This window comes from Streptococcus sp. V728 (genome assembly GCF_052077995.1).
Lineage (GTDB): Bacteria > Bacillota > Bacilli > Lactobacillales > Streptococcaceae > Streptococcus > Streptococcus infantis_B.
In genome coordinates this window covers 130,256-144,606 of record NZ_JBQJJH010000002.1, presented here as the reverse complement: position 1 = coordinate 144,606, position 14,351 = coordinate 130,256, and the positions used below count along the sequence as shown (strand labels likewise).

The following is a 14,351-nucleotide window of genomic DNA, read 5'->3' as shown; positions in this document are numbered from 1 at the left end:
TATTTTAAAGAAGGAGTTCAAATGAACTCCAACATGTTATTTCAATTCAAATTTTAATTCAGCTGTTGGGCGAACCAAACCACGTTCGTGAAGTGTTTCTGCGATTTGGACTGAGTTCCAAGCAGCTCCTTTAAGGAGGTTATCTGAAACAACCCACATGTGGATTCCTTTTTCAGAATCCAAGTCTTTACGAATCCGTCCAACGAAGGTATCACGTGAACCTACAGCATTGACTGCTTGAGGATAGATTTGGTGAGCGACATCGTCTTCAAGGACTGCACCTGGGAATTCTGCAATAGCAGCTTTCACTTCGTCAATTGGTGCCACTTCTTTTGTTTCAATGTAGACTGACTCTGAGTGAGCTGACAAGACTGGAATCCGCACACAAGTTGCTGAAACGGCAATGCTATCGTCTTCCATAATTTTCTTAGTCTCGTTTGTCATCTTCATTTCTTCGTATGTGTAGTCATTATCTGTGAAGACATCAATTTGTGGAAGAGCGTTGAAGGCGATTGGATAGTGTTTCTTATCTCCACCTGAAGGTAAGATTTCTGCTTTAACATCACGTGGATTAACTCCATCATTTAAGACTTCTTTCAACTCACGTTGGGTTTCAAGAATAGCTCCCATACCAGCACCTGAAACAGCTTGGTAAGTAGACACGATGATACGGTCCAAGCCCCATTTTTGACGGACTGGTTCAAGCGCTACCATCATTTGAATGGTCGAACAGTTTGGACAAGAGATGATTCCGTTATGAGCATCAAGCGCATGTGCATTGACTTCAGGAACAACCAATGGGACATCCGGATTTTGACGGAAATAAGAAGTGTTATCAACCACTACTGCACCTGCTTTTACCGCATAAGGTGCATATTTTGCAGAAGTTGAACCACCGGCTGAGAAGAGCGCAATATCAACGCCTTCAAAAGCGTCTTCTGTTGTTTCTTCAATGGTCACATCTTGACCTTTGAATTGCAAGACCTTTCCTGCAGAACGTGCAGACGCAAGGTAACGAATCTTATCGATAGGAAGAGTTGATTCTTCCAACATTTTGATCATTTGAGCACCAACGGCACCTGTAGCGCCGACAACAGCAACTGTGTATCCCATAACAAACCTCTTTTTGAATTTTCTAAAAATTTCTATAATAGAAACATTATACTACTTTTTAAAAAAATTGAAAAGTCTTTACCCTATCTATTTTCTGAAATTACAAGAAAAAGGCTCGCTATTGCTAGCGAACCTCTTCTACTATTCATAAAATTGTTTATATGGTTTATTAAAAGCATCTAAAATATTTGATGGAGTATCTGAATAAGATTTTGTCTCAATCCAATTTCCCTTAACAATAATTCTTTCAGCTGCATTAGCATCTTCACAGGTCACTAGGGTGATTTCATTAATCCCCTCACGATCCTCAATTAAATCTACTCGGTCAGGAGTAACAATTTTAACTTCATCTATCTCATACGTATAGACTTTTTCTTTATCTGTTAGATAAATTTTCATCCCTTTCTCAGCTCGAGCTAGAGGTGAAAATAACTTCTTGTCTGCATTATTACCAGTAAATATACGGTGACTAGCTAGAGAATAGTTTCCTTCTCCCATTACTTGATTAGCTTTCATTGTACCAGCACCATAAAAAAGGTTGACGTTATCGAGTCCCTTAAATATTGGTAGATTCATTTCAAGTTCTGGAATAGCAATTCCTCCAATAACCGGGAGTTGCTGAGAATTCCATTGAGCTGAAAGCACTGCCTCTGATGAAAGTGCTTTAACAGAGTTAAAGTCAAAATTTCCTTCTGTTTCTTGATTCTTCTCAATATTTTCCTTCGTTACTTGACTAACCTGATACTTATTAGTATTTAAAATCATAAAAATATCACGTATCTTCGAATTAAAAATCAAGGCTAGAGACAAAAGAATTAGAAAGCCAGCCAAAATATTAATCAGCAGATTCTTACGCTTATTCTTTTTACTTTTTCTTCTTTTTTGAGACATTATTCTTCACTTTCTGTTTCGTTTTTTGCCTCAACTTCTTCCTTCTCTGCTGCTGCAACTGTTGTAAAGGTTACAATCTTAGCATTTTCATCCAGACGCATTACTTTTACTCCCATAGTAGAGCGTCCAGTTTGTGAAATATTGGCAACATTTGTTCGAATCATCACACCGGTATCTGTAATGACCATCAAGTCTTCGTCACCTTTTACTGTGAGTAGGCCGGCAAGTCGGCCGTTTTTATCAGTAATATTAGCGGTTTTCATCCCTTTACCAGCACGGCCCTTTGTTGGATATTCAGTAGCAACTGTACGCTTACCGTATCCTTTTTCAGTAATGATAAGGACTTCATCTTGGTCAGTAATCACTCTCGCTCCAACCACAGCATCCCCTTCACGAAGGTTAACCCCTTTAACACCTGTGGCGCTACGGCTCATGCTACGAACCGAAGACTGATTGAAACGAACAGCATAACCTAATTTGGTTCCGATGATGATATCGGTATCTTTTTCAGTTAGTAAGACATTAATCAATTCGTCCTCATCTTTCAAATTCAAGGCTTTGAGACCATTTTGACGAATATTTGCGAATTCTTTTACACTCGTTCTCTTAACGATACCTGCACGTGTTGTAAAGAAGAGGTAAGCATCATCACTACGTTCTGATTCTACGTTGATGATGGTTTGGATACTTTCACCCTCATCTAGTTTCAAAAGGTTAACAACAGGTAAACCTTTGGCTGTACGTCCATACTCAGGAATTTCATATCCCTTAAGTCGATAGACACGTCCCTTATTTGTAAAGAAGAGTAAGTGATCATGAGTACTTGTGGAAACTAACTCACGAACAAAATCATCATCCTTAACACCAGTACCTTGAACACCTCGTCCACCACGTTTTTGAGCGGTGAACTCATCTTGGTCCAAACGTTTGATATAGCCTTTATTTGATAAAGTAATGAGGACATCAGACTCTTCAATCAAATCTTCATCTTCAAGTGTCAAAACTTCTCCGACCATTAACTCTGTACGACGTTTATCACCAAACTTACGTTTGACCTCATCCAATTCTTCTTTGATGATCTGAGCAACACGTTCTGGCTTAGCAAGAATATCTGCCAAATCAGCAATCAAGGCAATCAATTCGTCATACTCTGACTGAATCTTATCACGTTCTAAACCTGTCAGACGACGGAGACGCATATCAAGGATAGCTTGACTTTGACGCTCAGAAAGCTTGAACTTGCTCATCAATTCTGCTTGAGCTTCTTCATCGGTTTCACTAGCGCGGATGATACGAATGACTTCGTCAATATGATCTAGAGCAATCAGCAAACCTTCCAAGATATGTGCACGTGCTTCGGCTTTCTCTTTATCAAATTGAGTACGACGAGTCACCACTTCTTTTTGGTGCTCAATATAGGCATCTAAGATTTGACGAAGAGAGAGAATCTTTGGAACACCATTTTGGATAGCCAACATATTAAAACCAAAGCTAGTTTGCATCTGAGTCATCTTGAACAAGTTGTTCAAGATGACATTGGCTGACGCATCACGCTTCACTTCAATGATGAAACGTACACCTTCTCGGTTTGACTCATCACGTACAGCTGTAATTCCTTCAATACGTTTTTCTTGAACTAAACGTACAATGTGTTCATGCACTTTAGTCTTGTTAACCATATATGGAAATTCTGTAACAACGATCCGTTCGCGACCTGTTTTCGTTTCTTCGATTTCTGTACGAGAACGAAGAACAATAGAACCTTTCCCTGTTTCATATGCCTTATGAATACCTGATTTCCCCATAACAAGGGCACCAGTTGGGAAGTCTGGACCAGGAAGAACTTCCATCAATTCTTTGGTTGTGACTTCTGGATTATCCATCACCAACTTAACAGCATCGATGGTCTCACCCAAGTTATGTGGCGGAATATTGGTCGCCATACCAACGGCAATACCTGTGGCACCATTAACCAAAAGATTTGGAAAACGAGCTGGTAAAACAACAGGTTCTCGTTCATTGGCATCATAGTTATCAACAAAGTCAACGGTATTTTTATTGATATCGCGAAGCATTTCAAGAGCAATCTTACTCATACGTGCTTCAGTATAACGTTGCGCGGCAGCGCCATCACCGTCCATAGAACCAAAGTTACCGTGCCCATCTACAAGCATGTAGCGGTAGCTCCACCATTGAGCCATACGAACCATAGCTTCGTAGATAGATGAGTCTCCGTGTGGGTGGTATTTACCCATGACGTCCCCTGTAATACGGGCAGATTTCTTATGAGGTTTATCAGGCGTAACTCCTAATTCATTCATTCCGTACAAAATACGACGATGAACAGGTTTCAACCCATCACGAACATCAGGAAGAGCACGCGATACGATTACACTCATGGCGTAGTCGATAAAGCTAGTCTTCATCTCCTTTGTCAGATTGACATTCACTAGATTTTTATCTTGCATTAAAAAATGCCTCATTTCACTATTAGTAACTAGATATATTATACCATAGTTTGGACTATTTTACAGTCTAACAACACGTCTAAAACGTTTACATATTTATCCCGAAGGTATATCCGTGACAAAACTTAGTAAAAGTGATAGAATGAAATCAAACAGGGTATTACCCTTAAAAAAACAAAGGAGATGTTTAGACTAATGACAGCAACTAAACAACACAAAAAAGTTATCCTCGTTGGTGACGGTGCCGTAGGTTCATCTTACGCTTTCGCTCTTGTTAACCAAGGAATTGCCCAAGAACTTGGTATCATTGAAATTCCTCAATTGTTTGAAAAAGCAGTTGGTGATGCAGAAGACCTTAGCCACGCGCTTGCTTTTACTTCACCTAAGAAAATCTACGCAGCTAAGTATGAAGACTGTGCAGACGCTGACCTTGTAGTTATCACTGCTGGTGCTCCACAAAAACCAGGTGAAACTCGTCTTGACCTTGTTGGTAAAAACCTTGCTATCAACAAATCAATCGTTGAACAAGTTGTTGCATCTGGTTTCGACGGTATCTTCCTTGTCGCAGCTAACCCAGTTGACGTTTTGACTTACTCAACTTGGAAATTCTCAGGCTTCCCTAAAGAACGTGTTATTGGTTCAGGTACTTCACTTGACTCAGCTCGTTTCCGTCAAGCTCTTGCTGAAAAAATCGGTGTTGATGCACGTTCAGTTCACGCTTACATCATGGGTGAACACGGTGACTCTGAGTTTGCCGTTTGGTCACACGCTAACGTTGCCGGTGTAAAATTGGAACAATGGTTGCAAGCTAACCGTGACTTGGATGAAGCTGACCTTGTAGAACTCTTCATCTCAGTTCGTGATGCTGCTTACTCAATCATCAACAAAAAAGGTGCAACATACTACGGTATCGCGGTAGCTCTTGCTCGTATCACAAAAGCTATTCTGGATGATGAAAATTCTGTTCTTCCACTTTCAGTATTCCAAGAAGGTCAATACGGTGTTGAAAACGTCTTTATCGGTCAACCAGCTATCGTTGGTGCTCACGGTATCGTTCGTCCAGTTAATATCCCATTGAATGATGCTGAACTTCAAAAAATGCAAGCATCTGCTCGTGAATTACAAGAAATTATCGATGAAGCATGGAAAAATCCAGAATTCCAAGCTGCTTCTAAAAACTAATTATATTAAAGTTAAAAAAGAAATGTCTAGACAAAATTGTCTAGACATTTTTTATAACTCTAATTCATTTGAGCAAAAGCTGCTTCAGCATCTGCGTTACTAATTGCCCCTAATTGAATCTTAGCAATTTTACCCTGTGAATCAATTAAATACTCTGTAGGGATACTACGAATTTGATAGGCTTGAAAAACAGATCCTTTTGTATCATATAAAACGGGAATGTCTTTATAGCCTTGGTCCTCAAACCACTTTGGAAATTGATCTACAGTTTTTTCACCTTGAAGGCCTGGTGCAATAACAGATAATATTTCGAAATCACGATCTTCTTTTGCAGCAAGCTCCATCAATTCAGGCATACTCTTTTTACAAGGTCCGCACCAAGAAGCCCAAAATTTAAGATAAACTTTTTTACCTTTATAATCAGATAATTTGACTTCTTTTCCATCCATCGATTGGAGGGTAAAATCTGGTGCTTCGACTCCTACAGCAACTTGTTTTACAGTTGCTTGCTGCTGTGTTTGAGTCGTTTGAGTTTCTTGACTTGATTTTTTTTCTTCTTTGCCACAAGCAATCAAAAGAAAGATAGATAAGAAACTAAGTCCAAAATAGATAATTTTTTTCATAGATAACTCCTTTTATCCTAATATTCCAGATAAGATATTTAATTGTCCCAACATTAATAAAATTCCCATAAGGATAATCAGTAAACCACCAATTCTCTTCAATAAGAGGAGGTGAGATTTGATTTTACTAAAATAGGGCATAATAAGACCTGATGCTAAGGCCAATACTAAAAATGGAAGCGCCATTCCGAGAGTATAGATAAGGGTTAATAAGGCCCCCTGAAGAGCTCCATTTCCTCCCGAGGCAGCCAGTGCTAAAACAGAACTTAAAACTGGACCAATACATGGAGTCCAACCAAAGCTAAAGCTGATACCAAGTAAAAATGCCGACAGATATTTACTAGACTGTTTTTGATTAAATGTTACTGTTTTTTGGAACTCTAATTTACGTAGATGAAGGATTTCCATCTGATGCAACCCCAATATGATAATAATGACTCCCATGACATAACGGAACCAATCAGCATAGAGTAAGTTACCTAGAAATCCTGCTCCAAACCCTAGAATAAAGAAAATCAAAGAGATACCTGCAATAAAACAGAGTGTCCGAATTAATCCTGACCAGGCAACCTCTTTACCTAAAAAAAGAAATGTCTTTGACTCCTCTTGATCATCTAATAGAACACCTGCATATACTGGTAGCAGGGGAAAGATACAAGGAGAAAAGAATGATAAAACCCCAGCTAAAAATACAGAGATAAAAAATAAAATACTTTCCAATTAAGAACCTACTTTCATTTAGTTATATTTTATTTTACTATAAAAGAAAACGTTTGTAAGATATCTGCTACGTAAATTTATTTTCAACTTGAAAGAATCAAAAAAAGGAGCTCAGCTCCCTTTTTTGTTTAATAAGTTCCCTCTTCGCCTTGACTTGTCAAGATTACAGGTCCATCTTTAGTAATAACAAACTGATGCTCGTACTGACATGATAGTCCACCATCGATAGTTTTGTGAGCCCATCCTGTCTTCATATCTGTATCGATTTCCCAATCACCTGTATTAATCATTGGTTCGATTGTCAAAACCATACCTTCACGAAGACGGAGACCACGACCAGCTACACCATAATTAGGAACCATTGGTTCTTCATGCATGGTTGGGCCAACACCGTGTCCTACAAGATCACGTACAACACCATAACCACGACTTTCAGCATATTCCTGAATGGCAGCTCCAATATCACCAATACGGTTTCCTACAACAGCTTTTTCAATACCGATGTACATAGCTTCTTTGGTCACGTCCATTAAGTTTTTAACTTCTTCTGACGGTTTGCCAACAGCGTATGCCCAACAAGAATCAGCCAATCCACCTGTAAAGTTTTGAGTATATTTTTTCATCTGCTCAACGTTGTTAAAATTGAGTTTAGAAACATTGAGGTCAGACTTAGCAATTGGCCCACCAAGGACCATATCAACCTTCAGCAAATCACCTTCTTTTAAAATATAGTGGCGAGGAAAAGCATGAGCTACTTCGTCATTGAGTGAGCAGCATGTTGCATAAGGATAATCCATAATTGCTCCATCAACACCAATTTGTAAAGGAAGGAAATTTTCTTCTTTACAACGACGGCGCACATATTCTTCTACTTCCCACATATCTACACCTGGTTTGATGATATCGCGCAAGCCAATATGGATGCTTGCAAGAAAATCACCAGCCTTGTCCATAGCTTCAATCTCTCTAGCTGATTTTAATGTAATCATGTTCTCTCCTAGATTCTAATTAATTTTTACAGTAACATTTGCTTTTGATACAATTTGATGATTGAGATAAATGTCATAATCAATAATAGCCGATCGTCTCGTATGGTGAATAATTCTAGCTTGAATACGTAGAACATCATCAATCTGAACAGCCTGTAAGAAGTAAATCAACATCTGCTCAATGATCAGGTTACGCCCACTATTAACGACCAAATCCTGAGTCATATGGGTCAATATTTCTGCAAGAACTCCATTTGCAAGGACACCATTCTTTTCAAGCATAAAGGGTTCAACTGTAATGACAACTTCATCATGATGATAAGATAATTTCTGACCAATCTGTTCTGAAAATGTTGGTAGAGCCGATACCTGAGAGCGACTCATTTTTTCCATGACATCCCGTCTAGTAATGACACCTAGCAAAGTTTGATTGCTACGAACAACGGGTACCATTTCAAAGTCTTCAGCAATCATTCTCTGGCTAACGTTAGCGACATTCGTTGCTAAACCTGTCATGTAGACTGTTCTTGTCATGACCTTATCAATGGTCGTTCCAGGAGATTTATCTCCAGCATCACGCATGGTAACTACCCCAACGACAACCTGGTGTTGATTGATGACAGGGAAACGACTGGTCCTATTCTTTCGAACCAAATCTAGATAATCTTTGACAGTATCCGTTTCCTGTAGAAATCCATATTCATGACTAGTACGATAAATCTTTTCAACCGTTAAAATATCCGTCTTAATCTGAACATTTGAAAGAGCACGGTTAATCATCGTCGCAATTGTAAATGTATCATGCTTGCTTCGTAATACTGGGATATTCTTCTTATCAGCTGCGTTCAAAACATCTTTATGAACTTCAAATCCACCTGTGACCAAGACAGCATTTTCGTTTTCTAGTGCCAACAACTGGATGCGTGTTCGGTCACCGACAATGACTAGCCCACCATCATGAAGGTAAGAAAGGATATTCTTCTCAGTCATCGCTCCGATGGAAAATTTACTAAATTCTCTGTCCAAACCAGCTTGACCAGCTAAAACTTCTGAACCAGTGACTTCTGCAATTTCCGCGAAAGTGAGTTTCTCAATGGCAACTTTTTTTGATTTGACACGAACAGTCCCACTCCGAGGCCGTGTTTCTACTAAACCTCTATTTTCAGCCTCTTTGATAGCACGATAAGCCGTACCATCACTAACACCCAGGCGATTGGATATACTTCGAACACTGACCCGTTTTCCAACTGGTAATTCTTCCAAGTAGGCTAATATTTCTTGGTGTTTACTCATTTAGTTCCCCTTTTGTATAGCGAAATTCTAGATAATCTCGCATCTTACGAGTATAGCGATCGCTACCTTTGAAACGACGTGATAAAACAAAGCCTGATTTTTGTGCAACCTTTTGGCTGGCAGTATTTTCCAGATGCGTCACAATCAATAATTGCTTTATGTCGAATTCGGTCATGGATAAATCCCGCAATTTGCTAACAGCTTCAGTCATATATCCCTGAGACCAAAAATCTTTCCTCAAAAAATAGCCAATCTCTGCTTCTTTCCTAATTTCATCTAACTTTTCAAACTTGATTGCTCCAATCAATTTTTCTGTTTTTTTATCACAAATGGCCCAAATACCCAAAGGTGATTTCATAAAGTAGTTAGCAAGCGCATATTGACTTTCTTCAATACTAGCTTGCGTAGGAAAAATAAATTGAAGATTTTCAGGGTTTGATGCCAACTCATGAAAGCCATCAACATCTGTAAAAAAGAATGGACGGAAATACAAACGTTCCGTCTCATAAAAAGAAAACATTGCTAATTTTGTCCAGATATTCATTCTTATCCTCAAATTGCTAATCTTCAATCAGCTCAATATCTGCTCCAAGCTTACGTAATTTCTCAATGATATTTGAGTATCCTCGCAAAATAAACTCAACACTTGTAATCTCTGTTCTACCTTCAGCCATTAGACCAGCAATAACCAAAGCTGCACCTGCACGCAAGTCTGTAGCTCTTACGCTTGCACCATGTAAAGGATTCCCACCTTTATAGATAATGTGATCATTAGTAGTTGAAATATCAGCGTTCATTTTTGCTAATTCAAAGACATGGTTAACGCGTTTTTCATATATGGTATCAATCAGTGTCCCACGTCCTTCTGCTTTTAATAGCAAAGGTGTAATTGGCTGTTGGAGGTCCGTTGCAAATCCAGGATATGGAGCTGTCTTGATATTAACAGCCTTAAGATTTGTTTGCTCTTCGACGAAGATACTGTCTTCTGAAACAGTCATATGAACACCCATTTCTTCAAGTTTAGCAATAAAGGCTTCTAAATGCTCATAGAGTACATTATTGATGCGAATTCCTTGACCAACTGCAGCAGCCATTGAGATATAAGTACCAGCTTCAATACGGTCTGGAATAACTTGATGTCGTGTGCCGTGAAGGGATTCAACACCATCAATAATAATCATATCCGTACCAGCACCACGAATATGACCTCCCATATTATTTAACAAAGTAGCCACATCAATAATTTCAGGCTCCCTAGCAGCATTTTCAATGACTGTACGTCCTTTAGCTTTTACTGCTGCAAGCATCGTATTAATAGTTGCTCCGACACTGACAGTATCCATATAAATACTTGCACCTTGTAACTTTGAACCATTAGTTGAGAGATTCATATTATCTCCCTCGTATGTTGTCTTTGCTCCCATAGCTTCAAAGGCTTTTAAGTGCAAATCAATCGGACGAGGACCCAAGTCACATCCACCAGGTAAACCAACTGTTGCTTCACCGAAACGTCCAAGCAGACTACCGTAGAAATAATAGGATGCCCGAAGACTATTAATCTTACCATATGGCATTGGTTTATTTTGAACACCACGAGGATTAATTTCTAAAACGTCATCATAGCGCTTAACACTAGCTCCCATGATTTCCATAATTTCAATTAAACTGGCTACGTCTGAGATGTCTGGTACACAGTCCAAGATAACAACATCATCTGACAAAATAATAGCCGGAATCAGAGCTACCACACTATTTTTTGCTCCGCTAATGGTTATCTCACCCTTTAAAGGACGGCCACCGTTAATGACAATTTTTTTCATTAGTTACTATATACTCTTTCACTATTTATTAATAAGGTCTCACCTTATATTATACCATATTTCTTTCTTATTATCTATCAATATAAATGAAATATATTGCTAACCTCTCAAGTAATTTCTACTAGTTTTAGGTTAAATTTTATCAGTTCGTCTATCACTGCTTTTTATTTATAAAAAAAGCTTCCCGAATATCTCGGAAAGCCTTATTTAATGCTACTTTCAGCATCCTCGCCTTTTTATTTCAAGGCTCAGGATAAAAAGATTCACTGGACCTTTTTATTTTGCGATTGGGTAAACAGAAACTTGTTTTATAAATATAGGAAGAAAAAAATGTTAAATAGTATTAAAAGTTTGTTAAATAAAGAAAGTTTAGAGGTATTCAGATGCTAAAAAAATACATAAAAAATAATTCTGGGTACCAAAATGGGTACCAAAACAAAAAACCGCTAGCGATTGCCAGCGGTTAGTGTAATTAAATTTTTGAAATCCTTTCTATTTATATTTTAACCTGTCGTAATTAGCCCATCTGGCTCTACTTTGAATGCTGGTTCTGTGTGGAGTTCACCGTTAGCTTTCAAATAGTACCAGCCATCACCCGATTTAACGAATTGTTTAGATAACATATATCCATCTTTATCGTCAAGGTAGTACCATGTTTCACGATACTTAACCCATCCTTTAACCATGCCACCGTCATTATCGAAGTAATACCAGCGATGGTTGATGAATACCCAACCAGTTACGGTCGCACCACGCTTATCGAGGTAGAACCAGTATTTGCCATCGAAGAACCATTTATTAATTAGGCAATAACCCTTGTCGTCAAATCTGAACCACTCTCCGTTGATCTGTTTCCAATCGTTTGTTGGATAAGAGCCGTCTGACTCTTCCCACCACCATCCATAAGCATCTTGACGCCAACCAGCTTCAGTAGAAATACCACCTTCAATATCCTTCTTGAACTGTTCACGACTGATACCCCATTTGGCGAGGTAAGGGTATGGATCCACATGGTCAGAGTAGTTTCGAGGTTGATTGTATGTACAATATTGATGTGTCTTGATTCCTGCTAGACTATCAGAATCCAGCGTTTTAGGAATCCCTGCTTCATCTGCGAGGTCACGCAACAATTGGACGTAAAGCCTGTAATCACGCATGAACTCTTCTTTCGTTTCGTGGCTTTCAATCAACTCGACTTGGCCATATCCTTCAACATTCCAGCCACCTCCCACGTCATAGGCACCCATATCAGTGTACCAGGTCTGCATTACACGTCCGTTACCTACAACGTGCGAGAAGAAGCCTGAATCGACAGGACGGCGCATATGATAATCAGCCTCATTTTGTGCTGTTGAGTTTGGATTTCCTGTTGAGTGAGCATGTATCTGTCTGTAAGGTTGCTCTCCTACTTGCGGTAAGTCAGTTCTTAATCTGCTTGTATCAATATCCATTTTATTTTATCCTTTCATTTTATGGCAAAACGCCAGGCCAAGGCTCACTAGTCAAGTAAGAGATTGAACTTACACGAATATCTCCGATATCACGGTCAGTTGGTACTGGGTCTGTAAATTGAAAACGCAACATGTTGCTGTCTCCGTAACCTCCTAAGTACCATGTCCCGTAAGGCGTGCCCTTGTCATTGTAAATGCTGCCAATCAAACTAGCCTCAGACCTGAAACCTTGAGGGACTCCACTCAATCCTAAAATATAGCAATTTCGTTCTTTGTCACTACCTTGTGCCTCGTATCCTACGCCACCTCTGCGAACAACACCGAACCAACCCCACGAAAGACCGCCAAATTGGTAAGTAACTAAATCATTTTTTCGTCTAACTTTCAAGAATGAGTTTCCGAGTTTAGATTTAATATTTAAAGTCCGCCAGCCTGTGTCTCCAGTTAACACCTCCCAGCCCTGATTGCCAGCGCCTGATCGCTTAATCCATTTCAAAGCACCATTTGTAACCGCCGTATCAACATAGGTAGTACCTACGGGGGCGCTGACCTTTCCATTAGGCATACCTGTACCGTGGATCTCGTACTCATTTACTTGTCCAGCATTGCTACTTGTTGAAGTTGGTAAGTTAACACTACCGCCCCCGTCTGAAAGAATGAGCGTGTTACCTGTTAGTGTCAACTTTTGTGGCGTTTTCGGTATTGAAGCTAGTTCTTGTTTTGTTGCGTAGCTTTCCCCTTTTTGCTCGACAACTGAAAGTCTTTGCTTGACCTCAGTATCATTATAAGGTTGTGGAATTTCTGATTTTTTAGCATAACCCTCTAGACTTTGATGTTCAGTAAGATAACCCTTGCTATTTAATACCTCGTTTGTTACAAAGTTACTTGTATCAACGCTAGGTTTATTCTCTAAACGTTCAACACGTTTCTTTAATTCTAAATCATCATAAGGTGTTGGAATTTCAGATTTTAAAGCGTAGTCACTTAAAGATTGATGTGATGTAAGATAGTTCTTATCTCTTAATTCTTGCTTAGTTACTAGATCGCTTAATTCATCTTTGGTTGCTAAACGTGAAATATCTTGATGTTGAGTGAGATAGCCTTTATTTTCAAGTTCTTGTCTTGTTACTAGATTGCTAGTGTCTTTTTCCGGTTTGTTTTCTAAAGCCAATACACGCTGTTTTAAGGCGCTATCATCATAGATTGTGTTATTGTCCGCCTTTGTCTTCAACGCTTCAATATCGGCTGAAATATGGCTTATTTCACTACGAATATTGCTGTCATCATAAGTTCCGCCTTGCTCTTTGATTTTGGCAAAGAGTTCGTCCAATTCTTGCTTGGTTACTACATCCTTAACATTGACAATGCGCCCTGACTCACGTTCAATGAGTGGTGTTTTAACTGCCTTATCAATCTCGCTTACATGAACGCTGAATAAGAAGTTATACACATCTGCTGACTGCTCTACCTTCTCAAAGTAGATATAACCAATAACGGTCTCATCTGTTGTAATTAGTGATGTATCAAATTGAACCGTAAATGAATTCTCTTCAATAGCTGCATCTACTTCCTGGTACCGCTTAGTTCCCTTGAAATAGAATAAGCAGATAACCTTAGTAGCAGTCAAATTATCAAGCGTGAATTTGAATTCAGAAATGCTTTTATCTTTGCTATAAAATTCTTGATAAAGCCTGTCTACATCTCGATTGTTAGCTGAAATGGTTAATTTTTTCTCAATAACCTTCTTCAATTGCTACCTCCTTTCTTCAAAAAGAAAGAGAACCCCAAAAGGGCTCTCTGA

At 39.0% G+C, this 14,351-nt stretch carries 12 protein-coding genes; 1 reads left to right on the top strand and 11 read right to left on the bottom strand.

What is annotated here, in order from left to right; translation table 11 throughout:
* Positions 1 to 36: 36 nt before the first annotated feature.
* The 3 genes from ACTO1Y_RS02110 to gyrA form a co-directional block, all read right to left on the bottom strand.
* Entirely contained in the window at positions 37 to 1,113 is a 1,077-nt protein-coding gene (locus ACTO1Y_RS02110) for an aspartate-semialdehyde dehydrogenase (RefSeq protein WP_441348177.1), read from the bottom strand.
* Between the two features lie 141 nt (positions 1,114 to 1,254).
* Complete coding sequence (locus tag ACTO1Y_RS02105; protein ID WP_441348176.1) at positions 1,255 to 2,004, bottom strand: class A sortase; 750 nt, start codon at positions 2,002 to 2,004, stop codon at positions 1,255 to 1,257.
* Positions 2,004 to 4,472, bottom strand: a complete 2,469-nt coding sequence (gene gyrA / locus ACTO1Y_RS02100) for a DNA gyrase subunit A (RefSeq protein WP_441348175.1) — start codon at positions 4,470 to 4,472, stop codon at positions 2,004 to 2,006. Before gyrA ends, ACTO1Y_RS02105 begins: the two co-directional genes overlap by 1 nt.
* A 195-nt stretch (positions 4,473 to 4,667) precedes the next feature.
* On the opposite strand from gyrA, the gene ACTO1Y_RS02095 reads away from it, so the two are divergent.
* Positions 4,668 to 5,654, top strand: coding sequence for an L-lactate dehydrogenase (locus ACTO1Y_RS02095; protein WP_006150492.1), 987 nt, complete (start codon positions 4,668 to 4,670; stop codon positions 5,652 to 5,654).
* 59 nt (positions 5,655 to 5,713) lie between these two features.
* On the opposite strand, the gene sdbB is transcribed toward ACTO1Y_RS02095, so the two are convergent.
* The 8 genes from sdbB to ACTO1Y_RS02055 all read right to left on the bottom strand — a co-directional run bounded on the left by sdbB (position 5,714) and on the right by ACTO1Y_RS02055 (position 14,300).
* Entirely contained in the window at positions 5,714 to 6,277 is a 564-nt protein-coding gene (gene sdbB, locus ACTO1Y_RS02090) for a thiol-disulfide oxidoreductase-associated lipoprotein SdbB (protein ID WP_235083297.1), read from the bottom strand.
* Between the two features lie 12 nt (positions 6,278 to 6,289).
* Complete coding sequence (ccdA2, locus tag ACTO1Y_RS02085) at positions 6,290 to 6,997, bottom strand: thiol-disulfide oxidoreductase-associated membrane protein CcdA2 (RefSeq protein ID WP_441348174.1); 708 nt, start codon at positions 6,995 to 6,997, stop codon at positions 6,290 to 6,292.
* Between the two features lie 128 nt (positions 6,998 to 7,125).
* Complete coding sequence (locus ACTO1Y_RS02080) at positions 7,126 to 7,986, bottom strand: methionyl aminopeptidase (protein ID WP_045615000.1); 861 nt, start codon at positions 7,984 to 7,986, stop codon at positions 7,126 to 7,128.
* Positions 7,987 to 8,001: 15 nt separating this feature from the next.
* On the bottom strand, positions 8,002 to 9,279 hold the full coding sequence (spxR, locus tag ACTO1Y_RS02075) for a CBS-HotDog domain-containing transcription factor SpxR (protein ID WP_441348173.1): 1,278 nt from the start codon (positions 9,277 to 9,279) through the stop codon (positions 8,002 to 8,004).
* Entirely contained in the window at positions 9,272 to 9,823 is a 552-nt protein-coding gene (locus ACTO1Y_RS02070) for a GNAT family N-acetyltransferase (protein ID WP_441348172.1), read from the bottom strand. The genes spxR and ACTO1Y_RS02070 overlap by 8 nt, the downstream gene beginning before the upstream one ends.
* A gap of 16 nt (positions 9,824 to 9,839) precedes the next feature.
* Positions 9,840 to 11,099, bottom strand: coding sequence for a UDP-N-acetylglucosamine 1-carboxyvinyltransferase (locus ACTO1Y_RS02065; RefSeq protein WP_441348171.1), 1,260 nt, complete (start codon positions 11,097 to 11,099; stop codon positions 9,840 to 9,842).
* Between the two features lie 503 nt (positions 11,100 to 11,602).
* Complete coding sequence (locus ACTO1Y_RS02060) at positions 11,603 to 12,550, bottom strand: autolysin (protein WP_441348170.1); 948 nt, start codon at positions 12,548 to 12,550, stop codon at positions 11,603 to 11,605.
* Between the two features lie 19 nt (positions 12,551 to 12,569).
* Positions 12,570 to 14,300: a collagen-like protein gene (locus ACTO1Y_RS02055; protein ID WP_441348169.1), complete on the bottom strand. Its 1,731-nt coding sequence runs from the start codon at positions 14,298 to 14,300 to the stop codon at positions 12,570 to 12,572.
* Positions 14,301 to 14,351 lie beyond the last annotated feature (51 nt).